The organism is Gammaproteobacteria bacterium, assembly GCA_011375345.1.
Classification (GTDB): Bacteria; Pseudomonadota; Gammaproteobacteria; order DRLM01; family DRLM01; genus DRLM01.
On sequence record DRLM01000007.1, the window covers coordinates 12,104 to 38,688 of the forward strand.

Sequence of the window (26,585 nt, forward strand, 5' to 3'; positions counted from 1 at the left end):
GCTTGAGTTATTTACTTGAGTTATTTAACGGCTGTCAGTGTTTGTTGGTCCGCATCCCGGGCCCCGATGAGCGGGGCACGGCTGTATTGTATTGATGGCCGCTGTATCAAGGCAGATCAGAATCGGTGCTGTTTACCCGCCAGGTTTTTTCTTCCTCGCCCGCGGATGCGCCCGGTCGTAGATATTGGCCAGGTGCTGGTAGTTCAAGTGGGTGTAAACCTGGGTGGTGCCGAGATCGGCGTGGCCCAGCAGTTCCTGCACGGCGCGCAGGTCAGCGCTGGATTCAAGCAGATGGCTGGCGCAAGAATGACGCAACAGATGCGGATGTAAATTTTCGGGCAGGCCTTGTTTGATGCCCCAGTCCCGCAGGCGCTGTTGCACGGCGCGGTGGCTCAGGCGGCGGCCCCGTCGGCTGACAAACAGCGCCGGTTCGTTCGCTGCCGCAAGCTCCTGCCGCACCCGCAGCCAATGGCGCAGTGCCTTGCAGGCCTGCCGTCCCACGGGCACGATGCGCGTTTTGCTGCCTTTGCCGGTGACGGTGACTTCGGCATTGTCCAGTCGCAAACGGGACAGATCCAAAGCCACCAGTTCGGCCAGGCGCAAGCCGGAGGAATACAGCAGCTCCAGCATGGCGCGGTCGCGCACCTTGAGTGGTCCGGTGTCGGAAGTGGCGGCAAAAAGCTGTTGAATCCGGTCCACGTCGAGGTTTTTCGGGAGGCGTCGTTTGGTTTTGGGGGCGCGAATGCCGGTGGCGGGATTGTGTTGGATCAGCCGTTCGCGAATCAGGTAGTCGAAAAAAGTGCGCAGCGCAGACAGCAGCCGTTGCAGGCTGCGGCCGTCCAGCCCTGCCCGATGTTGGGCGGCGATGAAGGCACGCAGGTGATGGGCGTTCAGTCCGGCCCAGCCGGGGAACTGCTGCTCCGCCGCGTAGCGGGTGAATTTGCCGAGATCACGCCGATAGCTGTCGGCGGTGCGGGGGGAGAGGACGCGTTCGGTGCGAAGATGGTGAATGAAGCGCGCCGGCCAGTCGTCCTCTCCCGCCATCAGCCACTACTGATACAGATGGCGGTGCACCGCCCGCCCGATGAGCCGGCCGAGGTAGGTGAGGAACAAGGTCCCCATGCCGGCGTGATAGCGGGTGGCGTCGCGGCTGCCGATGCCGAGGATGCCGATGGACGGTGCCTGGCCGGCCACCGAGGGCGTGATGGTGAGCGGCAGGGCCACGGCGGAGCTGATTTCTTCCGAGGCGTGGCTGAACAGATACTGCGACTGGGAACTGCGCAGCTGGCCGCATACGGGCTTGCCGGTGCTGATCAGGCGGGCAAAGCTGGCCGCGCCCTTGTCATCGTAGGCCACGCAGCGCACGTCCATGACATCATCCAGCGGCCCGGCGCCCAGCAGACGGGCCGGGTCCGTGAACAGGCGCAGCACAACCAAATCGGCGCGAAAGTCATTCCGCAGGCTTTCTTCCACCGCCGCGAGGGTGTCGCGCAGGTTTTTGGATTCCAGCAGGGACACGGTCAAACGCTGCACCCGCTCGTTCAACCGGTCGTTGTCGCGTGCCACTTGCACCAGGGCCTGAAGCTGGCGCTTGAGTTCGCGGTTTTGGTCCCGCAAGACAGCGACTTGGCGTTCGATCAGGGAAATGGCACCGCGGGTGGGATGCGGCACTTTGAGGTCGGGCAACAAGCCGCCGTGGGTGACGAAAAACTCCGGATGGCGACGCAGGTAGTCGGCAACCAGCTGCTCGTCTATCAGTTCCGGTGCGAGGTCTGCTTGGTGTTGTGTTGTCATAGTTTTATTCTGCCTTCAAAGACCCGGACGGCCGGGCCGGTCATCAGTAAAGGAGCATCGCCCCCCGCCCACTGTATTATCAGGCGGCCACCCGGCAGGTCCACGGCCACACGCTCCCTCAACCGTCCTTGACGCCGACCCACCGCGACCGCCGCCGAGGCGCCGGTGCCGCACGCCAGGGTCTCCCCAACACCCCGTTCATACACGCGCAAACGAATGTGCGCGTCATCCATCACTTCCATGAATCCCACATTCACCCTTGCGGGAAAGCGTTCATGCCCCTCCAGCAGGGGGCCCAGTTCGGCGACTGGTGCATCCGCCACGCTGGGCACCTCAAGCACCGCATGGGGGTTGCCCATGGCTACCGCCCCCAATTCGATGCGTTGCCCGGCCACTTCAACAGTATACGCATTCGCTTGCCCTGACGCGCGAAAAGGAATGCGTGCGGGCGCGAATTCCGGCCGGCCCATGTCCACGGTGATCTGGCCGTCCGCCTCGAAGCGGGGTGAGACCAGCCCCCCCCGGGTTTCCAGGGTGAGGCTGTCCCCCGGAACCAGACCCTCGTCGCGCAAGTACTGCGCCACGCAGCGCAAACCGTTCCCGCACTGTTCCACTTCTCCGCCGTCGGCGTTGAAGATGCGATAGCGGAAGTCGGCAGCGGGATCAACGGCGGGTTCCAGCACCAGCACCTGATCGCAGCCCACGCCGAAATGGCGGTCTGCCAGCAGGCGAAGCTGGGCGGCATTCAGGCGCAGGGGGCGGTGGAGGGCGTTGAACACAACGAAGTCGTTGCCCAGGCCGTGCATTTTGGTGAATTCCAATACCATTCGCTGCCTTGATACTGCTAACAGGCCGGGGCGATTTTACCAGCCCGTCGCGGACCCGGGTAGCCGCGGCCTCGGGAGGCGTTCAGGGGACCGGCACCCGCACTTCGTGCCGGGACAGTTCCGGCTGCAGGGTGATGTGTTCGATGCCGAAACGCTCGTGGACCAGGCTGTGCAGCTTTTGCAAGGTCTCCTCCCAGTGCGCCATCTCCGGCAGCACGATATGGGCGGACAGCACCACCATGCCGGACGACAGGGTCCAAATGTGCAAATCGTGAACCGAGTCCACCCCCTCCACCGCCGCCATGGCCTGGCCCACTTCGCGCAAATCCAGGTAGGGTGGCACCCCTTCCATGATGACGTGCAGGGCCTCCCGCAACAGGCGCACCGCAGAGACCAAAATCAGAACGCAGATGAGCAGTGACAAAAGCGGGTCTATGGGCGTCCAGCCGGTGAAATAAATCACGCTTCCCGCGGCCAGGGCAGCGACCGAACCCAGCACATCCCCCATCACGTGCAACAGGGCGGCGCGGTTGTTGAGCGTGGCCTCCCCCCGGCTCAGAATCCAGGCGATGATCAGGTTTACCGCCAGGCCCAGCAGGGCGATGAGGATCACCGGTCCGCCCATAACCGCCTGCGGGCTGTGCAGGCGCGCCACGGCAGATCCGGCCACTGCCAGCACCAGCACCACCATGAACACCCCGTTGACCAGGGCCGCCACCACCTCCGCCCGGCCCAGGCCGTAAGAATGACGGATCGAGGGGGGGCGCCGGGCAATCCACGTCGCCACCGCCGCCAGCCCCAGGGCTGTGGCGTCGGACAGCATGTGCACCGCATCGCCCAGCAGGGCCAGGGATCCGGCCCACCAGCCACCCACGGCCTCCACTGCCGCGAAGCTCAAGGTGGCGGCGAAACTCCACCACAGGGTTTTGCCCGATGTGTCGGGGCGATGATGGGAATGTCCAGGGTGACCGGCCATAAGCCATTGTGCCATACTCGTTTTATCGTGGAGTATGTGAATCCGAGGGGAGGCGAACCATGGCAAGCTTAAGCGATGCCCAGCTCAACACGCTCAGGAACAGTTTGAAGCAGCGCTACGCCAAGCTGCGCAAAGACATCGCCGAGGAGCTGGCGCGCAGTGAGCAGGAGCACTACGCTGATCTGGCCGGCCGGGTCCACGATATTGGGGAAGAGTCAGTGGCTGATTTGCTTTCGGATCTGAACATCGCGGAGCTGGACCGGGAAATCAACGAAGTACGGGACGTCGAGGCCGCCTTGCAGCGGATCAATATGGGCAGCTACGGCCTGTGTGAGATGTGCGGCGAGCCGATCGGCTTTGAGCGCCTGCAATCCCAGCCTGCGGCGCGGCGTTGCGTGGCCTGCCAGAAAAAGTGGGAACACAGCCATGGGCAGACGACGCCCCGCCTGTAACGCGGCGGGGCACACCGTTCTGACCTGTTTGATTGCCGCCCGCGAAATCCGGCCACTGTTTTTGGCGACATGGCGGGGATGTCGCGGGCGTGCGGTGGCCGGAACCGATGGCGGCCCATCTCTGGGCTGCGAGAGTCAGCTGTTAATTGCCGGCCGCTTGGTTGAAACGCTCGACGCTGGCGAGAATTTCCTGCCGGGCTTCGTCGGCACCCGCCCAGCCGTCCACTTTCACCCATTTGCCGGGCTCCAGGTCTTTGTAGTGTTCAAAGAAATGACCGATCTGGCCCAGCAGACTGGCGGGCAGGTCGTCGGGCCCGTGGCAGTGGCTGTACAGCGGGCTCAGCTTGTCCACCGGCACCGCCAGCACCTTCGCGTCCACGCCCGATTCGTCCGTCATCTTCAGCACGCCCACCGGCCGGCAGCGGATCACGGCCCCGTTGACCAGGGGGAAGGGGGTGACCACCAACACATCCACCGGGTCGCCGTCTTCGGACAGCGTGTGAGGAACGAAGCCGTAATTGGCGGGATAGTACATGGCAGTGCCCATGAAACGATCCACCAGCAGGGCGCCGGAATCCTTGTCGATTTCATATTTCACCGGTTCGCTGAAAGCGGGGATCTCGATCACCACATTGATGTCATTGGGCAAGTCGCGACCCGCTGCCACCCTGTCCAGATTCATTGTTCTACCTCGTCGTCTCGAAAAGCAAAAAGTATAGCATGGAGCTCGGCCACCTCCGCCGCGCACCCGGCCCGGGCCGCTGTCGCCTTGCGCGGCCGGGGAAACACGACAAGCCTGCAATAAATCAGCAAAAGGGCTTGCATTTGCAAAGTCCTTTTCATTGACTTAATACAATCACTCAGAGTAGCTTTAAGCGGCGGTGGCCGCCGGGGGTAAATCACAGCCCTTTCCCAGGCTTCCTTGTCGTGCAACAGCGGCGGCAGGCCGGGCGGATCCCGGCTGCGCGGCGCCCCGCATTCCATCCACTGCTTTGACTGATGACAAGTACCGCAGCGACCCATCAGGGATTTTATACAACAAGCACCCGTTAAACGGCTTGCACGCGTGAGGAACGGCACATGAGAATCGTACTATTGGGCGCGCCCGGCTCCGGCAAGGGAACCCAGGGCAAACTACTTGCGGACAAGTTCAACATCCCCCAAATCTCCACCGGCGATCTGTTGCGCGCCGCCGTCGCCGCGCAAACGTCCCTGGGCCTGAAAGCCAAAGCCACCATGGACGCCGGCCAGCTCGTCTCCGATGATATTGTGCTGGGCATCATTGCCGAGCGGTTGCAGGAAGCGGACACGGCCCGGGGTTTCATCCTGGACGGTTTTCCGCGCAACATCCCCCAGGCCGAGGCGCTGGACCGCATGCTGGCGGAGATGAACAAGCCGCTGGACGGTGTGATACTGATCGACGTGGACTTTGAATCCCTGGTGGAACGCCTGGCCGGCCGGCGCACCTGCGAGGTCTGCGGGCAGGTGTACAACATCTACACTTCGCCGTCACGGCTGGACGACCAGTGCGAACAATGTGGCGGCCAACTGCGCCACCGGGCGGATGACAACGAAGAGACCATCAGCAACCGCTTGCGGGTCTACGAACAACAGACCGCGCCGCTCATCGCCTACTACCGCGACCGGGGCCGCCTGTATCCGGTGAACGGCGAAGGCGACATCGAAGACATTTTCGCCCACATCGAAGAAGTCGTCGCCCGCTTCGGCAAGACCCCGACGGTGCCCGCCCCGCAAGCCCCGGCGGCGATGGAGCGGGAAGAACGCGCCGCGCCCGGCCCGGGCCCTGCCCCCGAGCCGGCAGCGCCCCCGCCCGCCCCGTCAGCCGGTGAGAGCGCCACCGCAAGCGGAGAGGCCGCCGCTGAACCCAAAACCGGGACAAAGAAGAAAGCCACGGCGAAAAAGAAAGCGGCGGTGAAAAAAGCCGCAGCCAAGAAAAAAACAGCAGCCAAGAAAAAAACAGCGGCGAAGAAAGCCGCGACCAGGAAAAAAACCAGCGCAAAGAAAACTGCGTCCAAGAAAAAAGCCGCAGCCAAAAAGAAAGCCACCGCGAAGAAAAAGCTAACAGCCAAAAAAGCCGCGGCAAAGAAAACCGCAGCCAGGAAAAAGGCGGTGGCCGCGAAGAAAAAAACCTCGGCAAAGAAAAAAGCCGCCAGAAAAAAGGCGGCAGCGAAGAAGAAATCCGTCGCCAAAAAGAACGTCAGCAAAAAGCGCGCGGGCGCCAAAAAGAAGGCCGCCAAAAAGATTCGTGCACGGAAAAAAACGACAGTCCGGAAAAAGGCCGGCGCGAAGAGAAGCGGTAAAAAAGCATCAGCAAAAAAGAAAGCGGCGGCGAAGCAGCGCAATGCGAAGAGGCAGGCGTCGGCAATAAAACGCGGGGGCAAGAAAACCGCCAAAAAGCGGGCCGGAGCGAAAACAAGGGCCAAAAAAGCCATTGCGAAAAAACGGGCCGCGGCAAGGAAAAAAAGCTCAGCGAAAAAATCAGCGGCCAAAAAGCGCAGCAGCGCCAAAAAGAAAATCGTGAAAAAAAAGGCGCGCGGTAGACGGCGTTAGCGCCGGACCGCGGCGTCTGCGGCAGTTCGGCCAAACACGTTACCCGCCACAGCATTGAGGACCTTTTGCAGTGAAAGAGATTGAATTCGTGCCCTCGGGGTTTCCCCACCGCCGCATGCGCCGCATGCGGCGCGATGAATTCTCCCGCCGCCTGATGCGCGAATCCTGTCTCAGCATCGACGATCTGATCTACCCCGTCTTTGTGCTGGAGGGCGAGGGCCGCCGCGAAGCCGTGCCGTCCATGCCCGGGGTGGAGCGGGTCAGTATCAATTTGCTGCTGGAAGAGGCAGCCATCCTGGTGGAACTGGGTGTGCCCGCCGTTGCCCTGTTTCCTGTGACACCCCAGGAAGCGAAGTCCCTGGATGCCGGGGAAGCCTACAACCCGGAGGGCCTGGCCCAGCGCACGGTACGGGCCCTGAAAGAGAACTTCCCCGGGCTGGGTGTCATCACCGACGTGGCCCTGGACCCGTTCACCAGCCACGGTCAGGACGGCCTGGTTGATGATGCCGGCTACGTGCTGAACGACGAGACCGTGGCGGTGCTGGTGAAACAGGCCCTGTCCCATGCCGAAGCCGGCGCCGACGTGGTGGCGCCTTCGGACATGATGGACGGCCGCGTCAACGCCATCCGTGAGGCCCTGGAGGGCCGCGGCCACATTCATACCCGTATCCTGGCCTATTCCGCCAAGTACGCCTCCAGTTTTTACGGTCCTTTCCGCGACGCCGTGGGCTCGGCGGCCAACCTGGGCGCGGGCAACAAATACAGCTACCAGATGGACCCGGCCAACAGTGACGAGGCCCTGTGGGAAGTGGGTCTGGATCTGGCGGAAGGCGCGGACATGGTCATGATCAAACCGGGCATGCCCTATCTCGACATCGTGCGGCGGGTGAAGGATCTATATGGCGTGCCCACCTACGTCTATCAGGTGAGCGGTGAATACGCCATGCTGGCCGCCGCCGCCCAGAACGGCTGGCTGGACCGCCGGGCCGTGGTGATGGAATCGCTGCTGGGTTTCAAGCGGGCCGGGGCCGATGGCATCCTCACTTATTTCGCCAAACAAGTGGCCGGCTGGCTGAAACAAGGCTGAGGCGGAACCCCCGCGCCTGGCCACAGTCTTTCTCACGGGGCGTGGCGCCAACAGCAGCGTGTGCGTCCCTGACTCATGAGAACAACAAGCCGCCACATCCGCATCATTTTGCCCCCGGCTTTGCTGGCCCTGGCGCTGGCCGGGGCCTATGCCCTCTACGCCACCCACCCGCAGAGTGCGGCGCGGCAGGTGGAGGAGCGGGCCTGGCGGGTCAGTGTCGAACCGCTGCGCATCGCCAGCCTTGCTCCCACCCTCACCCTCTACGGCCAAGTGGAATCTCCCCGCGCCGCCCGGCTCAAATCGGCGCTGGCCGCCGAGGTGGTGGCGCTGTCCGCCCGGGAAGGACGCGCTGTCAACAGGGGAGAGGTGCTGCTGCGGCTGGATGAGCGGGATCGGCGCCTCGCCTTGCGGCGGCGCGAAGCGGAAGTCCGGGAGATCGCAGCCCAACTCGACAGCGAGCGGCGTCGCGCGGCGCGGGACCGGGCGGCCCTGGAACGGGAACGGGCCCTGCTGGAACTGGCCCGCCAGAGCCTCGCCCGCAGCCGCGACCTGGCCGCCAGGCAACTTGCCAGTGATGCCGCGGTGGACGAGGCCCAAAGCGCCGTCGAGCGCCAGGCCCTGGCAGTGCAATTGCGCGAAGCCGAGCTGGCCGATGCCCCCACCCGCCTCAAAGCCCTGCAGGCCCGCTTGCGGCGGGCTGAAGCGGAGCGCGAGCAGGCGGCGCTGGACCTCAGCCGCGCGGTGGTCAAGGCGCCCTTCCCTGCCGTGGTCAGCCGGGTGGAAGTGGCCGTGGGCGACCGGGTGGCCGTGGGCACGCCCCTAGTGCGGCTTTTCGATCCGGAGGCCCTGGAGATCCGCGCCCAGATTCCGGCGGACCGGCTGGGCGCAGTGCGCGCTGCGCTGGCGGCGGGCCGGCCCTTGCGCGCCACGCTGGCGGCGGACGGCGCCCCGCGGACTGCCGTCCTGGACCGCCTTGCCGCCGAGGTGGACCCCCAAAGCGGCGGCGTGGACGGCTTGTTCCGGTTCACGGCGTCCGCACCGGCCCTGCCCCTGGGGCAGTTCGTCGATCTGCTGCTGGAACTGCCCCCCCAGGCCGGGGTGGCCGCCATACCGCCCCAGGCGCTGCACGGTCTTGAGCGGGTTTATGTGCTGCGGGAGGGCCGCATGCGGGGCGTTGACGTGAGCCTGGTGGGGGAACGGCGCGTGGGGGGGAAGACGCGCTTGTTGGTGCGGGGCGCCGGCCTGCGCAGTGGTGACCGGCTCATCACCACCCCCTTGCCCAACGCCATCGACGGTCTCAAGGTCACCACCGGCCCATGAGCGCGCCGGCGGCCCCCCCGCGCGATATGCTCGGCGTTTTCGCCCGCCACAAGGTGGCCGCCAATCTGACCATGGCCCTGATGATCCTGGCGGGCGGCTGGGGCCTCAGCAAACTCAACGTGCAGTTTTTTCCCAATTTCGCCCTGGATTTCGCCATCGTGCGGGTGGTCTGGAGCGGCGCCGCAGCGGAAGACGTGGAAAGTGCCATCACCACCCCCCTGGAGCAAAGCCTGCGCAGCGTGGACCGCTTGCACAAAATGTCCTCCACTTCCGCTGACGGGGTGAGCGCCATCACCTTGGAGTTCGAGGAGGGCACGGACATGGCCGAGGCCCTGGAACAAGTCAAGGAAAAGGTGGCCGCCGTGCGCAACCTGCCGGCTGACTCGGAAGAGCCCGAAATCCGCCGCGCCGTGCGCTATGAGCCCATCGCCCACCTGCTGGTCAGCGGCCCGGCCGACCCCGCCGAGCTGCGCGCCCTGGTGCGGCAGATGGAGCGGGAGTTGCTTGACCGTGGCATCGCCAAAGTGGACATCATTGGCCTGCCGGAGGAGGAAATCGCCATCCAGATCCCCGGCGCCCGCCTGGAAGCCCTGGGCCTCACCCTGGATCAGGTGGCCGACCGGGTGAACAGCCTCAGCCAGGACATCCCCGCCGGGGAGATCGGCGAAGACGAGGTGGGCCGTCAGCTCCGCGCCCTGGAGCGGCACAAAACGGAGCGGGAGTTCGCCGGGCTGCCGCTGCGGGCGGACAGCGGCCGCCTGCTCACGCTGGGCGAGGTGGCCGCCATCGAACGGCGGGCGCGGGACCGCAGCGTCGCCGTGACTGACCACGGCCGCCCCGCGGTGGAGCTGAAGCTGTCCCGGGCCGAGTACAGTGATTCCCTGGCGGCTGCCCGCATCCTGGAGGACTGGCTGGAGGACATCCGCGCGCGTCTGCCGCCGGCCGTAACGGTGGCGCCCTTTGACCAGCAGTGGCAGCTTATCGAAGAGCGCATCAACCTGCTGCTGAAAAATGCCGGCAGCGGTCTGGCGCTGGTGCTGTTGATCCTGTTTTTGTTCCTCAACCAGCGGGTGGCCTTCTGGGTGGCGGTGGGCATTCCCGTGTCTTTCATGGCGGCCCTGGGGGTGCTGTACGCGGCCGGCGGCAGCATTAACATGATCAGCCTGTTCGCCATGATCATGGCCTTGGGGATCATCGTGGATGATGCCATCGTGGTGGGCGAGGATGCCCTGGCCCATTATCAAAAAGGCGAGCCGGCCCTTAACGCCGCCGAGGGCGGGGCGCGGCGCATGTTCGCGCCGGTGCTGTCTTCCTCCTTGACCACCGTGGCCGCCTTTTTGCCCCTGATGATCGTAGGCGGCATCATCGGCAACATCATGTTCGATATTCCGCTGGTGGTGATCTGTGTGATCCTCGCCTCCCTGGTGGAATGCTTTTTGGTGCTGCCGGGCCATTTGCGGCACGCTTTTTTGCGCATTCACCAGGCCCGGCCGGGAACGGTCCGGGTCCGTCTGGATACGGCCTTCAAGCGCCTGCGCGACGGCCCTTTCCGCCGCCTCGCCAACTGGTCGGTGACGCACCGCTGGACCACCATAGCGGTGGCGGTGGCGGTGTTGATCCTGTCGCTGGGCCTGGTGCTGGGCGGGCGCATCAATTTTCATTTCTTTCCGGCACCGGAAGGCACCATCCTCTACGCCAATGCCGCCTTCGTGGCGGGCACGCCCCGCAATCAGACCGATGCTTTCCTGGAACACCTGGAACAGACCCTGGTGGAAACCGACGAGGCCCTGGGCGGCGGCTTGGTGCAACGCTATGTGATTTACCACGGCCGCGCCAGCGCGGCGGGGGGCGGTTTCAACCGCTACGGCGACCGCCTGGGTTCCCTGGTGATTGAACTGGTCTCCCCCGATCAACGGGAGGTGCGCAATCAGGCCTTCATCCGGGCCTGGGAGGCGCGCATCCACAAGCCGGCGGGGTTGGAAAGCTTCAACGTCTCGCAGCGCCAGGGCGGGCCGCCGGGACGGGAAGTGGACGTGCGCCTGGTGGGGGGCGGGGCCGGGCAGGTGAAAGCCGCCGCCCTGGAACTGGCCCACGCCCTGGAGGCCATTCCCGGCGTGTACGCCGTGGAGGATGACATGGCCTATGGCCGGGAACAACTGATTTACCGCCTCACCCCCCGCGGCCTGGCCCTGGGTTTGACGGTGGCCGGGGTGGGCCGGCAGCTGCGTGCCGCCTTCGACGGCCGGATCGCCCAGATTTTTCATGATGGCGAGGATGAAGTGGAAGTGCGGGTGATGCTGCCCGATGCGGAGCGGGACACCCTGGCCACCTTGCGGCAGTTGTACATCGCCCTGCCGGAGGGGGGGCGGGTGCCTTTGTCGGCGGTGGTCGAATTCACCGCCCGGCGGGGTTTTGAAGTGCTGCGCCACGACGACGGCCGCCTGGCGGTGCACGTGACCGCCGATGTGGACGCCGCGGTCAACGAGACCCAGCAGGTGTTGGCGGAGCTGGAAGAGCGCATTCTGCCTGCCCTGGAGGCGCGCTTCGGGGTGGCCAGCTCCTTCGAAGGCCGTGCCGCCGACCAGCGGGAAACCACCGCCGACATGAAACGGGGTGCGGTGCTGGGTCTGGTGCTGATCTACCTGATCCTGGCCTGGGTGTTCGCCTCCTACGGCTGGCCCCTGGTGGTCATGGCCGCCATTCCCTTCGGTCTGGTGGGGGCCGTGGTGGGGCATTGGAGCATGGGGGTGGACCTGTCGGTGCTGTCCCTGTTCGGCCTGTTCGGCCTGTCGGGCATTGTGGTCAACGATTCCATCATCCTGGTGACCTTCTACCGCCACCTGCGCGAGGGGGGCATGGCCATCCGCGATGCCATCGTGGAGGCAGCCTGCCAGCGCCTGAGGGCGGTGTTGCTCACCTCGCTGACCACCATAGGCGGGCTCTTGCCGCTGCTGTTCGAAACCTCCCTCCAGGCCCAGTTCCTGATTCCCATGGCGGTGACCATTTCCTTCGGCCTGGCCTTCTCCACGCTGCTGGTTTTGCTGGTGATCCCTGCTTTGCTGTCTGTGCACGAAAGCGCCGCCACGGTCCTGGGGCGGCGCACGGCGCACTCAGCCCTTGCCGGCCAGTCTGGCGAGGCGGCGGGGATCGTGGATCACGATTAGATTGCGGCTGGTTTCAATGTATTGGTCCGCCACCAATTGGCTCAACACCCGGGCAATCACCTCCCGCGATGTCCCCAGATGCGAGGCGATTTCCCGCTGCGTCATCCGGACCCTGGCATCCACCGACGCGCGCAGCAACAAGAAATTGGCCAGCCGCTGCTCCAGCTTGTGGGCATGAATGTCTTCCAGTTCCGCCATCAGGCGAAACACGATGGTGGAAAAGGCCTGCACGGTCATGTTCTGAATGGCCGGCTCGGCCTCGAACAGGGCACGGTACAAGGTCCCCGGAATCACCGCCACCACGGTGGCCGGCCGGGCCTCCACCCAGGCGGGATAGAGCAAATCGTTGAAGATGCAGTTGAGCGCCAGCACGCAGGTTTCCCCGGGATTGATCCAATACAGCGTCGCTTCTTTGCCGTTCGGGGTCAGCGTGAAGACCCGCAGCTGGCCGCTCAGGACCACATATGCCCCCGAGATCCGTTGTCCCTTGCTCAGCACCGTGGCGGTATCGGCGAAACTGGCATGCCGCAATCCCTGTTCCAGCAATCCCCGGCTGTTTTCCGACAAGTTCCGGAAAGGCTCGAAGTCGTCGAGTTTTGCTGCTGATGGCATCGGTTCCGGATGTCTGCTCACGTTCGTTGGGTCGGGGGGAAGATCAGTCACCTGTTATCGGAGGCAGCGGGGTAAACGCCAGGGGCAGGCCTGTTGTCCCCCGCCTCGCCTCCCTCCCGGTCAGATCAATTCACACCCAGCTTCCTGGCCACCGCCTTGGTTTCGGCGAGATGGTGCTCAAAGCCCGGCAGCACCTTGTTCACCAGCGCTTTGAACTCGGGGTTGCTGATGGCCGGCAGCAAGGTGTTTTTCAGGGCATCAATGACGGCTTGATGATAAGCGATTTCGTGCCGCAGATAGGCTGCATCGAAACCGGTTCCGGACTGGGCCGACAGCATCGCCACTGTCTTGGCCTGATCCGCCACGCTGGTGTCGCCGGCGGGCGGTGTGGGCACGATACCCAGTGTTCTGGCCAGGTCACGGCCCATTTGTTGCACCATTTCGTGATCGGCCGCCACGGCCCGGCCCAGCTCCCGGACCGCCTGCGAGTGACCGTACTTGGCGCCCATGCGCGCTGTGTAAATGTCGATGGCGTTGGCTTGATCGAAGATGGCCAATATGGTGGCGTCGTCAAGCTGGGGACCGGCCACCGCGGCATGGCCCGGGAGCATCATCAAAGCGGCCAGCAGCGCCGCAAAACTCAAGCGAAGTGGATTCATTGTCTGTCTCCTGTAGTGACGCTACGGCGGTGTAGCGAGGGCCAGGATGACGCAAATTCCCACATATTATCTGTAGCAAATGTTACACCGCGGCGTCTTTTGTGATGGGGTGCCAACGGCCGGAAATTGCATGCCACAGCAGTGGGCGAATGAGGAAAGCGGGCCCTGGATGCGGCGGAACCCCAAAAGATCACAACCCCAATATATTGTGGTTCCGCCGTTTCGCCTGCACCGGCCGTCGGCACGCAAAAAACCCCCCGCTTCTGTTTGTTGTATTTAATTAATAGTGTAATATCAATTAGTTAATTGTTGTATCCTAAAGCGGGTCGGATCTTGTTGACACCTGTGAAACAAATCCCTATTCTGGCGCCCACCACAACATATTGTGTCTATACTTAGAGCTGTACCCAATCACCCCAGGGGGCCCCATCACTATGAAGACCGTACCACTGAAGGCCGTTTCCGTGGACCTGACTGAAATTCCCATGCAATCCGCCTCGCTTGATATCTGGGATAAAAAATACCGCCTCAAGGCCAAAGACGGCACGGTGGTTGATGAGGACATCGATGCGACCTATCAGCGGGTGGCCCGCGCCCTGGCCGAGGTGGAAAGCACTGACGAGGCCCGCAGGCAGTGGTACGAACAGTTTCTCTGGGCCCTGCGCCACGGCGCCATTCCTGCCGGCCGCATCATCTCCAACGCCGGTGCCCAGGCCTACAAGCCCGCCACCTCCACTATCAACTGCACCGTCTCCGGCACCATCCGCGATTCCATGGACGACATTCTGAACAAGGTGCATGAGGCCGGCCTGACCCTGAAAGCGGGCTGCGGCATCGGCTACGAGTTTTCCACCTTGCGTCCCCGGGGGGCTTACGTTTCCGGTGCCGGGGCGTACACTTCCGGCCCCCTGTCCTTTATGGATATCTACGACAAAATGTGCTTTACCGTCTCCAGCGCCGGCGGCCGGCGGGGCGCGCAGATGGGCACCTTCGACGTGGGCCATCCCGATGTCATGGATTTTATCCGCGCCAAACGGGAGCCGGGGCGGCTCAGGCAATTCAATCTGTCATTGCTGGTGACCCGCGAATTCATGGAGGCGGTAAGGCACGACCGCATGTGGCCCCTGGCCTTTCCCCTGACCCCGACAGAGGCGGAAGCGGACGGCATAGACGTGCACGACCCGGCGCAGGTGGTGTGGCGCGAGTGGCCTATCAAAGACAGCTACATCACCAATCCCGCCGGTCAGGTGGCCTGCCGGATTTACAAAGCAATCCGCGCCCAGCGCCTGTGGGACATGATCATGTCCTCCACTTACGATTACGCCGAGCCGGGCTTTATCCTTGTCGACCAGTACAACGAGATGAACAACAACTGGTTCTGCGAGAACATCCGGGCCACCAATCCCTGCGGTGAACAGGGCCTGCCCCCGTACGGCGCCTGTCTGCTGGGTTCCATCAACCTCACCAAGTTTGTCCGCAAGCCTTTCAGCAAGCACGCCCGTTTCGACTGGGAGGAATTCCGCAAGGTGGTGCGGGTGTTCACCCGCATGCTGGACAATGTGGTGGAAATCAACGGCCTGCCGCTGGCCCGCCAACGCGAAGAGATCGAACGCAAACGCCGTCACGGCATGGGTTATCTGGGCCTGGGTTCCACCCTCACCATGCTGCGGATGAAATACGGCTCGCCCGCTTCCATCGCTTTCACCGAAGAGGTCACCCGTGAGCTGGCGCTGGAGGGATGGCGCACCGGGGTGGCGCTGGCGCGGGAGAAAGGCCCGGCGCCCATTATGAACGAAGAATTCACGGTGACGGAAGAAATGTTGCTCAAACGACCGGAGATGGCGCGCGACGGCTGGAAGCCCGGTGATACCATCAATGGCAAGGTGCTGCACGCCCGCTACAGCCGCTACATGCAGCGCATTGCCGAAGTGGCGCCCACTTTGGTGGACGAGTTGGCGGAAGTGGGGGCCCGTTTCACCCACCACAGTTCCATCGCTCCCACCGGCACCATTTCCCTGTCGCTGGCCAACAATGCCTCCAACGGCATCGAGCCCAGCTTTGCCCATCACTATTTTCGCAACGTGATCCGGGAGGGCAAAAAAACCAAGGAAAAGGTGGATGTGTACTCCTTCGAGCTGTTGGCTTACCGCGCCCTGGTCAAGCCCGAGGCGGCCACCGACGCTGGGGAAGAACACAACACCCTGCCCGATTATTTCGTCACCGCCGATGACATCACCCCGCAACAGCACGTGGACATGCAGGCGGCGGCCCAGCGCTGGATAGATTCCAGTATCTCCAAGACCGCCAACGTGCCCACGGACTACCCTTACGAGGATTTCAAAAATATCTATATGTACGCCTATGAGCGGGGCTTGAAGGGCTGTACCACCTTCCGTTTCAATCCGGAAGCCTTCCAGGGGGTGCTGGTCAAGGAACAGGATCTGGCCAACACCACCTACCGCTTCACCCTGGAAGACGGCAGCGTGATCGAGGCCAAGGGCAATGAAGAGATCGAATACGACGGCGAAACCCATACCGCCGCCAATCTGTACGATGCCCTCAAGGAAGGCTATTACGGTAAGTTCTAGTCAATGTGCGGCGCCTGCGCGCCCCTTGCACCGGGAACACGGAGATACAGCCATGACCATTAAAATCGACAAAAAAATCGTCAAATACAACGTCGTCAAGGACACGGGCGGTGCCGCGCAGGACGCGGTGGATGAACAGCCCGCCAAAGTGATCCAGATGCACGAAAAGATTGAACGGCCGGAAACGCTGCTCGGCGCCACCTATAAAATCAAAACGCCCCTGTCGGAGCATGCCCTCTACGTCACCATCAACGATGTCGTGCTGAACCCAGGCACCGAACACGAATTGCGCCGGCCTTTCGAGATCTTCATCAACTCCAAGAACATGGACCACTTTCAGTGGATTGTGGCCCTGACCCGCATTGTCTCCGCCGTGTTCCGCAAAGGCGGTGATGTGACCTTCCTGGTCGAGGAACTCAAGGCGGTGTTCGACCCGCGTGGCGGGTATTTCAAAAAAGGCGGCAAATACATGCCTTCACTGGTGGCGGAAATCGGCGATGCCATCGAACACCATCTGCGGGTGATCGGTCTGATCAAGGATGAAGGTCTGGACGAGCACCAAAAGAAGCTGGTGGCGGAAAAGCGGGCCCAGTACGAAAAAGGCACACGGCAGTCTGGTGGGGCCGGCGCGGATGGCGATTTTCCGGAGTCCGCCCAGCTTTGCGGCAAATGCCAGACCAAGGCGGTCATTGTCATGGACGGTTGTCTGACCTGCCTTAACTGTGGCGATTCCAAATGCGGCTGATCACCAGCAGGCATCGGTATTGGAACCGGTAGCGCCCTTGGCGCCGGTATGGGACAACGTCAGGGTGGTGCATTCGGCATCGTTGGCCTGGGCGCTGGTGGATTTTGGCGTCGCAGTGGCGGTGAAGGTGGAGGCGGTGCTTGCCACGGTGATGGTGTAATGCCCCTCGTCGGAGTCGGCACTGGCCGGCACCGGGCAATTGGCGTTGTTGTAGGCACCGAACTCGGTGAAGCAGCGCTCCAGGTTCTGGGCGGTTTGCATCAGTGATGATTGCGCATCGCTGCGGCGGGTTTTGGTGAGCTGCGATTGAAGGGAGGGGTAGGCCACCGCTGCCACTATGGCGAGGATGACCATCACGATCATCACTTCCACCAAGGTAAAACCATTTCTTGCCATCATATCCGTACCTGCTGTTGAGTCGTTGTTTTGCGGCGCCTGGCGCCGCCCCGAACCACACTGCTTTGCCTGGAACAGCCCTCACCCTTTGCCAGCCCGCGTTTTCCACCGGATCCGCACCATCGGGCTGGTTGTTACGTTGACCGCGGATTTTCTCCACTCGGGAGCCGTGGGCTGCGCTTGTCCGGAGCATGCCGGGTAAAAGCAAAGTCCGGCGGCGATTATCTTGCCCCCTGGTGAAGGATGCGGGTCAGGGCCGCCTCCTCGGTATCGGCCCCGAACCCGGGGGCATGACCTCGATGTCGGTCACCAGTTTTCTGTGCCCGCTGCGCATATAGTGGGCGCGCACCTGCATGCCTGGCCGCAATTCGTATACTGTGGCGCTGTTGCTCAAGGCCGTTTTCACCCGGGCCCGGGGATGCAGGGCGAGCTGGGCATCGTTGATGATGATGGTGAAGGCTTCCAGATCCACTTTCTGGATGACACCGACGTGCAAACTTGTCCCGGATGTCGGCGCTGTCCCGGGCAGGCGGGCATTGTCCCGCTCCGCTCCGGCGGTGGCGGACAGGCCGAGGGTCAGCAGTACTACCAGCAAAGTCTTGTTCATGGCCGCGTCCTCCTGGAATCAATCATTGCTCGAGTTCGGTCCAGGACAAGCGTCCCGTGCCGGTGCTGGGCAGGCGTTCAATAGCCCGGTCATTGATGTCGTCACCGCTGTCGGTTTTGGTGCCGGCGGTGTACTGGCGGTCACCCAGCACCGCGGGGGAGGCCGGCAGGCCCTGATCGAAGAGCTGGCCGCTGGCCGCCACATTGGACAGGCTGGAAGAGGACAGCAGATCGTTGTCGTCCACCAGGCCGTCGTTGTTGTAATCGAACACCGCATCGTCGGGGCGGGCGCCGGTTTTGTAGTTCAGGGACATCAACCAGCCTGAGCCGCCGAAGGTGCAGGCGTCGGTGGAGGGAATGAGGGTGTTGAAATAGACGATGTCGCCGCGCACGATGGGATGGGTCACCATCCGTTCGCCGGGGCTGGGCAGGTTGATATACCAACCGTGCTCCTGGCCGCTGCCCGAAGTGTCGTATGCCACCGAGTAGTCACTGGATACCCGCATGTCCGCGGGGAAGCCTGACAGGAATTCCTGTTCCTTGAGATCGCTGATTTCGAGTTCTTTTTTACCGTGGTCCCACACCCCGTAAAATGCCTGGGTGTCGGTGTTGCTTTTGTCTGCGTCCACCAAGTATTGGCCGGTGCCAAACAACACCAGGGTGTCCGGTTCGTTGCTGGTGCCGCCGGGCTCGTCGCTGTGGCGCACCACCACCGGGGGGCTGGTGATGGGCTGGGTGGATCCGGCGATGAACAGGGGTTTGGGCGTGCTGCCCAGCTTGTAGGCCACCTTCCACTTGGAATCGTTGCTGTTGTCCACGTCAAAGGCCCACAGGTTGCCTTTGATATCGCCGGCGTAGATGCGCTCCGCCACGCCGTCGCCGTCCAGATCCACCACCGCCGGGGTGGACAGGCCGTTGCGGTCCGAGCTGCTGCCCACCTCGGTGCTGATCTTGATGTAGTCATCGCCCTCGGTCCAGCTGCCATCCAGGCCGCCGTCCAGGTAGACGATGAACAACTGGGCTTCGCCGCTGCCGCTGTCGTTGTAGCCGTTGCCGAACACCGCCGCCCAACGGTCGTTGGCCATCATGGCGATGGTGGGCGTACTGAAGCTGTAGCCCAGGTCGGCATCGTCGGCGGAAGTGAATTCCCACATGACGATCTGATCCGCATTGCTTTCATCGAAGAGGTTGGGATTGGTCACGTCCAGGGCAAAATAGCCGCGCCCGCCGCCCCGCAAGCCACCGATGAGTACCGAGCGCCAGGCGGCGGTGCTGCCGCCGGGACCGGCGATGTAGGCGTCGGACACCACGGGGGTGAGGTCCACGTAGTAGCGGTGGGTGTAGCCGGGATCCGCCAGATAATGCAGCCCGCCGCTGGTATCGGTGGAAAACAGGCTGGCGGGAATATAGGCCAACACTTCTTCGCCGGTGTCGCTGTCGAAACCGTGCAGCATGCCGTCGTTGGCGCCGATGTAGACCACCCCCTGGCGGTCGGCCTGGGCCGAACGGAACTCGAAGTAGCGTTCGCCCGCGCCGGTGGGAAAGGGGGCCACCGCCGGCCAGTTCAGCTCGGGTTTGCCCACGTGCACCGGGCCGGCGTGCACCACGTCACCCAGGCGGCTGGCGCGTACCCGGAAATTGTTGCCCGTGCCTTCGTTGCTGCGGTCGCCGCGGATGAAGTCCAGCCGGCTCTGGCCCAGGGCCTCGCTGTCCGTGCCCCCGTTGGCGTTGGTGCGCAGATCATTTTGCTGGGCCGTGGTGAGATTGTCCCACTGAAAGGGGATGCCCTGGCTGCCGTCGTAGCTCAGGATCACCCGCGGCGTGGAGGAGATGTTTCTGGCGTCCAGCTCCGTGGCCGCCTGCCAGAGCGCCGTGGACTGCACTTCGCCGGTGACCGCGTCCAGGGGATAGGCGGACAAATCGCCGCTCCAGCCCTCGGAATTGAACAGGGCGAGAAACACCGAACTGGTGGTGTTCAGCGAGGTGGAATTGAACGCCACGGCGGCGGCTGAACCCGCCCGGTCGGTGATGGCGGCCAGGGCGTCCACCAGGCCGTCCGTCAGTTCCGCCGGGTTCTGGGCGCTCAGGAATTTTCCCCGGCCGTTGTATGCGGCGTGCCACAGATCATCCACCCGCTCTTCGTCGAAGGCATCGGTGGGATCGGGCCAGGAAAATTCGGCATCGGTGGGATCCTGGGTGGCCGGATCCAGCGTGCCCGCCACGCCGAAGGCCACGGCAAAGGTCACCATGTGCTGGTGCTCGGCCTCGTCCACTCCCGTGATGGTGGGCACGATGTCATCCAGGCCGGGCTTGAGGTCGGTCTCGTAGTAGAGCATGGCCACATCGCCCAGGGTTTCGGCGACGGCATCGGCGTAGGGCGCGCCGTCGAAGGCGCTGCTGTCGTCGCCGTCGGCATTGCCCACCCCGGGATCCCAGCCGTTCCAGTAGCCGTCGGAAATGACCACCGAGAAGTTCTGCTGGCAGGCCCCGCCGTCGCTCTCGGAAAAAATGGCGTCGGCATCGTTTTCGAAATATTCGCCCACGGTCTCCAGGGCGTTGCGCGCTGGTGTGCCGGGACAGGTGGTCCAGGTGCAGGGGATGTCCAGGTTGTAAACGGTGCTCAGCATGCCGGTCTTGACGCTGCTGTCGCTCATGGTGTCGAGATCACGCTCCAGGCCGCCGTTGTAGACGTGCAGGCCCATGCGCTTGGCGCTGGTGGCGTTTACCACATTGCCGATGGCGGCCTTGGCCACGTAGGAGCGCTTGCGGTAATAGGTGTACCAGTTGGCGAAGTTCTGGATTTCTTCGGCATAGGTGCAGATGGGCGCGGCGGCGCAATCGCTGCGGGCGGCGCTGCCGCTGTAAGTGGCGGTGGCGGGGACGATCTCCACCTTGGTGTGGACGTCGCTCTCGTCCACCACGCCATCACCGTCGCTGTCCGTCCAGGTAAAGTAGTAGGCGGGAAAAATCGTCTCCCAATACCAGCCGTCGTTCCAGGTAAAGTTCCAAAACGAGGTATTGGCAGTCAGATTCAAGGTGGCGCCGCCGGGGTTGTCAGGATCCACCGGGGCGGCGCTGGGGTTGGCGTCGTTGTAGAGCGCGTTGCCCGAGCTGTCCACCCCGGGCCAGGGCTGGTAGGTCACGTTGGGGTTGTAATACAGGGTGTTGTAATTGTGGTTGCGGGTGCGCCATGCGCCCGCTACCGAATCTTCGTCAGGGGTGACGTAAGGGTGATCACCCCCGAAGTCTTCATCCAGGCCGTTGTTGGCGCTGGGCAGGATATAGTAGTTCCCCGTCCAGCCCCCGATGTCGGGCAGGCCGCTGGTGCCGTCCTGCACCAGCAAGTCCCATTCCATGCTGCCGGAGTTGTCCAGCAAAAACTGCACATTGGGTTCCACCGCGGTGCTCAGAAACAGCGGTGAGGTGGCCAGGGTGCCCGGGGCGGCGTGCACGGTGCCCATAGCCGCCAGCAGGGCGGCCAACAGAGTCGTCCATGGCTGGCGGTGATCCGCTTTGCTACCTGAATGACTCGTTTTCATGTTCTACCTCTTCAATTCAGCCACAAGTTAAGACCCGCGTGTCAGAACTGCCGCCCGAAGTGGCTTTGCAACAAGACGGTGGCGGTGTCGGTGGCGCCGGTGCCGCGGGCGGTCACGCGGAAGGTGTCCACATCACCGCTGCGGTAGGCGCCGTAGCCGCTGACAGTGAGGTTGTCGCTGTCCCCCGTTACGGTGCCCACATGTTTGATGATGTAACGGGGCTTGCTGTTGACGCCGTCTATGGTGCCGCTGTATTCCACCGAGCCGGTGCTGCTCCAGGTCCCGGCGGCGGTGTAGTCGGGTTCGGTATCGTCTTCGCCATAGAGGCCGCCGCTGCCGTCGAAGTCGGTGATGGCGACGATGGTGTTGAGATAGGCTTCGGCATCCCGCAAGGCGGTCTCCGAGGCTTCGAAGGCCAGGCCGCGGTCGCGGCTGTTGCCCGCCATCCTTTCCTCCATGGTGCTGGTGCGGGCCGCGGTGAGCCCGATCAGGCTCATGACGATGAGAATCAACAGGCTGACGATGAGCACCGAGCCTCTTTGCGCGGTGGGAAAAAAACAAGTGTGTTTGTTCATCACGGGCACCTCTTACATCAAACGCCACCCGGCCGTCAGCCGGTGCGGTTGCGCAACGCCACGGTGGTGGTGAAATAGCGGCGGATGCGCCGGTCGGCACCGCTGTCGTCCAGGCTGAGAAAATCGGCGCTGCGCAGGGTCAGGATGACGCGGATGCTGACCACCGCTTCCATGTCCAGGCCCGCCGCGTCGGCCTGCACATAGCGGTCGGCGGTGCCGTCACCGGTGGTGTCTTCGCCGTAGAGGATCTGCATGTCCTCCACCCCTTCCACCAGTTCCTGGGCCACGCCGTTTTCCGAGCGGAACAGGGCCGGCTCGCCGCTGGCGCCGTTTTGAATGGAATAGGTGATTTCCTGCAATTTGTAGATGGAGGCATCGCCGCGGTAGACCTTGGACAGATCGCCGCTGGCGTTGCCCGGCGTCGCGCTGCCGCCGGGGTTGTGCACCACGGTGGTTTTGGAACCGGTGGTGCTCACATTGGTGGCCTGGAAGACATCGCCGCCGGTGCAATCGCTGACGATGAGAATATCGCCGTCTTCCAGATCCGCATCGGCGCTCACGAACAGTGCCGAGGAAGGCGTGGGCATAAACGGATCGACGACGGTCGCGCCGTTGCCTGCCCCGCCCCGCAAGGTCAGGGTATCGGGGTCGGCACCGCCCTCTGTTCCTTCCACGCCGCCGTTGCCGATATTGATGTAACCCTCGCCGCCTGAATTCAGGCCGTTGGTCATATCCGAGATATCGGGCTGGCAGCCCCAGTAGTCCGTTTTACGAATGTCTTCGCTGAGAAAGTGCATGGCCACGCGGCCATCTTCCTGCATCCTGGCCATGGCTTCCTGCAGGCGGTAATTGGCCTTGGTGCTGATCAATATCTGCACGATACCGGCCAGTAACAGCAGGCCCGCGGTAATGGCCACCATCAGTTCCACCAGGGTCAGCCCCTGCTGGAGTGGACGGGGGGCGCCGGTCTGCCGTGGCCTCACAGCTGGGTACTCACGGACAGGCATTTCAGGTCACCACTGGCGCCGCTGCAGTCCTCGCCGGTGGCGCCGGTCTGGTCGTCGTCCCACATCACGGTGACGGTGAACACTGAGCCAGTGCCGGCACCGCTCACCTTGCCCTTGCCGGCGGGCAGCAGCTGGCTGATGGCCGTGCCCCACTGGTAGTCGTCGTACTGAGCCATGGCAGCGGCGCTGCAGCCGCTGGAGATGCAACCGGGGTCGGACGAGCTGCCATCGAGGTCGTTATAGGCGCCGGCGGCCACCCCCGTTTGGTTGGCCCGCATGCGGTCGATCATGTCGTAGGCCAGCAGCGCGGCCTGGCTGCGCTGATAGGCGCTGTGATTGCTTTTGAGCGAGGCGGTTTGCAGCCCGGCGATGCCCAGCAGGCCGATGGACAAGATCAGTACCGCAATGAGCACTTCGAAGAGGGTGAAGCCGCTTTGGCGCCAAGGCACGGAACTCATGGTGCGCCTCAACAACCGCTGGCGCCGCTGGCGCTGGCTTCAACGGCGCGGGCGCGGCCGGTGGGGGACAGGCTGATGGCGCGCGCGTCGTCGCCAAAGCCGCGGTCATCACACCATACCACCACACCGCTCTGGCTGGCGCCACTGGTCAGCGTGCTCAGGCCCGTGGCGACGTAGCTGATGTAGTCGGCCACGTTGCCGCTGCCGTTCAGCGTGGTGGAGCCGGACAGTTCGCCGTGAACGCGGATCAGTTCTTCGCCGGGATCGAAGACCGCGTCGGCGTCGGCGTCGGCAAACACGATCCAGCCCTTTTCCCAGCCGTCGGACAGGGTGCAGGCGGTGCCGCTGCTGCTTTTGCAGAGGGTGACCCGCTGGCCGCGCTTGATCGCCTCGCTGCGGGCGAGGTGAATGGCGGTGATGAATTCGTTGACCTGGGTGGCCGCACGGTTGTCCTTGATCACCGTGGTGACGCCGGGTACGGCCAGAGACACCATGACGGCGGCAATCAACATCGTCACCAGGAGTTCGGGCAAAGTGAAGCCCGCCCTCGTCCGGCACGGTGTCGGTGATATAGTGATAGGGTGTGTCATACCTGGATATATCGGCATTTCCGGCTGGGGTTTTATCGCTGATTTACCGTTGACGGCCGGCCCAGTGCGGCATCTTCAACTGTAACGGGGCGGGAGGGGCGCCGCTGTGAGCGGGTTCTCAATTTCGCACCCTGCGGTGTCGGGGCGGGTGGCCGATATGCTCAGCAGGCGGATAAGGAAAATCTAGAAAAAAGCATGACGGAAGCGAATTCCACAGGCACCAAAACGGGTTTGTTGCTCGCGGGGGGCGGTGCCCGGGCGGCCTACCAGGTGGGCGTGCTGAGAGCCATTTCAGCGATCTTGCCGCGCCAGGCAGCCAATCCTTTTCCCATCATCAGTGGCACTTCCGCGGGCGCCATCAACGGCGCCGCTCTGGCCATCTACGCCGCTCACTTCCACTCCGCCGTGGCCAAACTGGTGGCGGTGTGGGAACATTTTCATTGCCACCACGTTTTTCGCACCGATCTGCCCGGCATCATGAGCAGCGGCTCGCGCTGGCTGGCGGCCATGATGTTCGGCGGTTTCGGCCGCCGCAATCCCCATGCCCTGCTGGACCGTGCGCCCCTGCGGCAGTTGCTGCAGCGCAATCTGCGCTTCGAGCGCATCCAGAGCGCCATCGACGCCGGCCACCTGCATGCCCTGGCCATCACTTGTTCCGGCTATACCTCGGGTCAGTCGGTCACCTTTTACCAGGGCGCCCACGAGATCCCGCCCTGGCGCCGGGTGCGTCGCTGCGGCTGTCCGGCGCAGATCAACGTAGAGCATTTGCTGGCCTCCTCGGCCATTCCCTTTGTCTTTGAAGCCGCCAGAATTCACCGGGAATATTTCGGCGACGGCTCCATGCGGCAGATTGCCCCCATCAGCGCCAGCTTGCACCTGGGGGCGGACAAAGTACTGATCGTCGGGGCGCGCACGGAGCAAGAGCAAGCGGAGCGGTTGCGCTCGGAGGGTTATCCATCCGTGGCGCAAATCGCCGGCCATGTGTTGAACAGCATCTTTCTCGACGCCCTGGAGGCGGACCTGGAACGGTTGCAGCGCATCAACCGCACCATCAGCCTCATTCCCGACCAGGAGCTGCGGGAAGGGAACGTGCGCCTGCGCCCGGTGGAGGTGCTGGTGATCTCCCCCAGCCAGGAGTTGGATGACATCGCCCTGCGTCATGCCCACCGCCTGCCGCGCAGCATCGCCTTTCTGCTCAAGGGCATCGGCGGGCTGCGCCGCAACGGCTCCAATCTGTTGAGCTATCTGCTGTTCGAGCGGGAGTATTGCCAGGAACTCATTGCCCTGGGTTATCACGACGCCATGGCGCAAAAGGAAAAAATCCTGGCTTTCCTGGAGGTGGAACCCGCCCTGGAACTGCGTGCCAGGACGGCGGGGGAGAACGGCCGGAGGATGTAAAGGCAACGCAATAAATCACAATCTGTCTCGCAAATCCCGCATCTGAAAGCCGCTGAGGGGCCCGGCCACGTCCCGTGTCAGCGCCAGCACCTTGAATAACTCCCCCATTTCGTGGGGCAGGGTGAGAGTTTTGATCTGCTGCGCCCATTCCAGTTGCTGGCGCGGGTCGGCGGCCGGGGGCTGCATTTCGGTGATGCCGGTGCCCAGCAGGAAATAGCCCTGGGTGGTGTAGCCGGCCACCTCCAGACCGGCTGCGCAGCCGGCCTCGGCCAGGGCGGTGAAGTCCACATGGCAGGTGATGTCCTGCAGGCCCGGCAGGATCAGGGGGTCGTCGTGGGCGCGGTGGCGGTAATGGCACATGAGGGTGCCATTGCGGCGCGCGGGATGATAGTACTCGTGGCGGGGATAGCCGTAATCGATCAGCAAGATCATGCCGGCGTCCAGCTGCTTCGCCAGGCTGGCCAGCCATGCTTCGGCGGCAAAATTGATTTCCGAGGCATAGCCCGGGTAGAGGGTTTCTTCTCCCAGCGCCTCGCGCAGCAGCCGCACCCGCGCCCCGAGCTGCCCGTCCTGAGGCATCCCGGCGGTCCAGGCGAAGCGGCCGTTCTCCCAGCCTACATAGGCCTCCAACAGTTCGTCTTCGGTGACCAGGAAACGGCGCACGGGCAGGGCGTCGAGGAGTTCATTGGCCAGCACCACGCCGCGAAAACCGGCCGCGGGCAGCGTCTCCAGCCACACCACCCGCTCCGCCAGCGCCGGGGCGTGCCTGGCCACGGTGGCCTGTTGCCGCTGGCGCAAGTCACCGCTGAGTTCGAGTATGGCATAGCGCTCGGGCACCTGCCCCAGGGCTGCCAGTTCCGTCAGCACCGCTGCCGCCATGGCGCCGGAGCCGGCCCCCACTTCCAGCACCTCGCCACCGCCCAGTTCTGCCAGTACCGCCGCCGCCTGGCGCGCCACGCAGCGGCTGAACAGGGGTGAGATTTCCGGGGCCGTGACAAAATCGCCGCCGGCGCCGAATTTGCGCGCCCCGGCGCTGTAGTAGCCCAGGCCCGGTGCGTGCAGGGCCAGCGCCATGTAGCGGTCGAAGGGCAGGCGTCCCCCGGCGGCCCTCATGGCCCCGCGGATGTGGGAGATCAGTCTTGCGCTGTGGGCGGCGGCGGCGGGGTCCGGCGGCGGCAGGCCGGGGTCGGCTGGGTGCATGGGCATGCTCGCGGTCTGCTA

23 protein-coding genes are annotated in these 26,585 nt (G+C 63.7%); 8 read left to right on the forward strand and 15 right to left on the reverse strand.

The window, feature by feature from the left end; genetic code table 11:
- Positions 1-132 precede the first annotated feature (132 nt).
- From xerC to ENJ19_00530, 4 genes are all read right to left on the reverse strand, one after another.
- Positions 133-1,044 (reverse strand): tyrosine recombinase XerC, encoded by a 912-nt coding sequence (gene xerC, locus ENJ19_00515; protein ID HHM04209.1) that lies wholly within the window; start codon positions 1,042-1,044, stop codon positions 133-135.
- Positions 1,045-1,050: 6 nt separating this feature from the next.
- Positions 1,051-1,794, reverse strand: a complete 744-nt coding sequence (locus tag ENJ19_00520) for a DUF484 family protein (protein ID HHM04210.1) — start codon at positions 1,792-1,794, stop codon at positions 1,051-1,053.
- Positions 1,791-2,621 (reverse strand): diaminopimelate epimerase, encoded by an 831-nt coding sequence (locus ENJ19_00525; protein HHM04211.1) that lies wholly within the window; start codon positions 2,619-2,621, stop codon positions 1,791-1,793. Before ENJ19_00525 ends, ENJ19_00520 begins: the two co-directional genes overlap by 4 nt.
- An 82-nt stretch (positions 2,622-2,703) precedes the next feature.
- Entirely contained in the window at positions 2,704-3,612 is a 909-nt protein-coding gene (locus ENJ19_00530; GenBank protein HHM04212.1) for a cation transporter, read from the reverse strand.
- A 44-nt stretch (positions 3,613-3,656) separates the two neighbouring features.
- On the opposite strand from ENJ19_00530, the gene ENJ19_00535 reads away from it, so the two are divergent.
- The gene (locus ENJ19_00535; protein HHM04213.1) at positions 3,657-4,049 is read left to right on the forward strand and encodes a TraR/DksA family transcriptional regulator; all 393 of its coding nucleotides are present in this window, start codon (positions 3,657-3,659) and stop codon (positions 4,047-4,049) included.
- A gap of 142 nt (positions 4,050-4,191) precedes the next feature.
- On the opposite strand, the gene ENJ19_00540 is transcribed toward ENJ19_00535, so the two are convergent.
- Entirely contained in the window at positions 4,192-4,731 is a 540-nt protein-coding gene (locus ENJ19_00540; GenBank protein HHM04214.1) for an inorganic diphosphatase, read from the reverse strand.
- A 398-nt stretch (positions 4,732-5,129) separates the two neighbouring features.
- Between ENJ19_00540 and ENJ19_00545 the strand changes: the two genes are divergently transcribed.
- The 4 genes from ENJ19_00545 (at position 5,130) to ENJ19_00560 (ending at position 12,191) form a co-directional block, all read left to right on the forward strand.
- The gene (locus ENJ19_00545) at positions 5,130-6,620 is read left to right on the forward strand and encodes an adenylate kinase (protein ID HHM04215.1); all 1,491 of its coding nucleotides are present in this window, start codon (positions 5,130-5,132) and stop codon (positions 6,618-6,620) included.
- 115 nt (positions 6,621-6,735) lie between these two features.
- Positions 6,736-7,707, forward strand: a complete 972-nt coding sequence (gene hemB / locus ENJ19_00550; protein HHM04216.1) for a porphobilinogen synthase — start codon at positions 6,736-6,738, stop codon at positions 7,705-7,707.
- 75 nt (positions 7,708-7,782) lie between these two features.
- Positions 7,783-9,027 (forward strand): HlyD family efflux transporter periplasmic adaptor subunit, encoded by a 1,245-nt coding sequence (locus ENJ19_00555; GenBank protein ID HHM04217.1) that lies wholly within the window; start codon positions 7,783-7,785, stop codon positions 9,025-9,027.
- 26 nt (positions 9,028-9,053) lie between these two features.
- Positions 9,054-12,191 (forward strand): efflux RND transporter permease subunit, encoded by a 3,138-nt coding sequence (locus ENJ19_00560; GenBank protein ID HHM04218.1) that lies wholly within the window; start codon positions 9,054-9,056, stop codon positions 12,189-12,191.
- On the opposite strand, the gene ENJ19_00565 is transcribed toward ENJ19_00560, so the two are convergent.
- Both ENJ19_00565 and ENJ19_00570 read right to left on the reverse strand, forming a co-directional pair.
- Positions 12,138-12,803 (reverse strand): Crp/Fnr family transcriptional regulator, encoded by a 666-nt coding sequence (locus tag ENJ19_00565; GenBank protein HHM04219.1) that lies wholly within the window; start codon positions 12,801-12,803, stop codon positions 12,138-12,140. The two genes, ENJ19_00560 and ENJ19_00565, sit on opposite strands and share 54 nt — an antisense overlap.
- Before the next feature lie 125 nt (positions 12,804-12,928).
- Positions 12,929-13,462: a DUF4142 domain-containing protein gene (locus ENJ19_00570; GenBank protein ID HHM04220.1), complete on the reverse strand. Its 534-nt coding sequence runs from the start codon at positions 13,460-13,462 to the stop codon at positions 12,929-12,931.
- Positions 13,463-13,896: 434 nt separating this feature from the next.
- Between ENJ19_00570 and ENJ19_00575 the strand changes: the two genes are divergently transcribed.
- Positions 13,897-16,050 (forward strand): adenosylcobalamin-dependent ribonucleoside-diphosphate reductase, encoded by a 2,154-nt coding sequence (locus tag ENJ19_00575; protein ID HHM04221.1) that lies wholly within the window; start codon positions 13,897-13,899, stop codon positions 16,048-16,050.
- A gap of 52 nt (positions 16,051-16,102) precedes the next feature.
- Complete coding sequence (locus ENJ19_00580) at positions 16,103-16,795, forward strand: NrdJb (GenBank protein ID HHM04222.1); 693 nt, start codon at positions 16,103-16,105, stop codon at positions 16,793-16,795.
- On the opposite strand, the gene ENJ19_00585 is transcribed toward ENJ19_00580, so the two are convergent.
- The 7 genes from ENJ19_00585 to ENJ19_00615 all read right to left on the reverse strand — a co-directional run bounded on the left by ENJ19_00585 (position 16,796) and on the right by ENJ19_00615 (position 23,966).
- On the reverse strand, positions 16,796-17,194 hold the full coding sequence (locus ENJ19_00585) for a prepilin-type N-terminal cleavage/methylation domain-containing protein (protein ID HHM04223.1): 399 nt from the start codon (positions 17,192-17,194) through the stop codon (positions 16,796-16,798). It abuts the gene before it with no gap.
- Positions 17,195-17,441: 247 nt separating this feature from the next.
- Complete coding sequence (locus ENJ19_00590; GenBank protein ID HHM04224.1) at positions 17,442-17,798, reverse strand: hypothetical protein; 357 nt, start codon at positions 17,796-17,798, stop codon at positions 17,442-17,444.
- A 22-nt stretch (positions 17,799-17,820) separates the two neighbouring features.
- A complete protein-coding gene (locus ENJ19_00595; GenBank protein HHM04225.1) occupies positions 17,821-21,336 on the reverse strand; it encodes a hypothetical protein in 3,516 nt (1,171 codons plus the stop codon).
- Between the two features lie 41 nt (positions 21,337-21,377).
- Positions 21,378-21,911, reverse strand: coding sequence for a hypothetical protein (locus ENJ19_00600; GenBank protein ID HHM04226.1), 534 nt, complete (start codon positions 21,909-21,911; stop codon positions 21,378-21,380).
- A gap of 35 nt (positions 21,912-21,946) precedes the next feature.
- On the reverse strand, positions 21,947-22,918 hold the full coding sequence (locus tag ENJ19_00605) for a pilus assembly protein PilW (protein ID HHM04227.1): 972 nt from the start codon (positions 22,916-22,918) through the stop codon (positions 21,947-21,949).
- Positions 22,891-23,376 carry a type IV pilus modification protein PilV gene (pilV, locus tag ENJ19_00610; protein ID HHM04228.1) on the reverse strand — a complete coding sequence of 162 codons (486 nt, stop codon included), beginning with the start codon at positions 23,374-23,376 and terminating at the stop codon, positions 22,891-22,893. Before pilV ends, ENJ19_00605 begins: the two co-directional genes overlap by 28 nt.
- 8 nt (positions 23,377-23,384) lie before the next feature.
- Complete coding sequence (locus ENJ19_00615) at positions 23,385-23,966, reverse strand: prepilin-type N-terminal cleavage/methylation domain-containing protein (GenBank protein HHM04229.1); 582 nt, start codon at positions 23,964-23,966, stop codon at positions 23,385-23,387.
- 195 nt (positions 23,967-24,161) lie between these two features.
- On the opposite strand from ENJ19_00615, the gene ENJ19_00620 reads away from it, so the two are divergent.
- On the forward strand, positions 24,162-25,364 hold the full coding sequence (locus tag ENJ19_00620) for a patatin-like phospholipase family protein (GenBank protein ID HHM04230.1): 1,203 nt from the start codon (positions 24,162-24,164) through the stop codon (positions 25,362-25,364).
- 15 nt (positions 25,365-25,379) lie between these two features.
- Here the strand turns inward: ENJ19_00620 and ENJ19_00625 are convergent, their stop codons facing one another.
- Positions 25,380-26,564, reverse strand: a complete 1,185-nt coding sequence (locus ENJ19_00625; GenBank protein HHM04231.1) for an SAM-dependent methyltransferase — start codon at positions 26,562-26,564, stop codon at positions 25,380-25,382.
- Positions 26,565-26,585 lie beyond the last annotated feature (21 nt).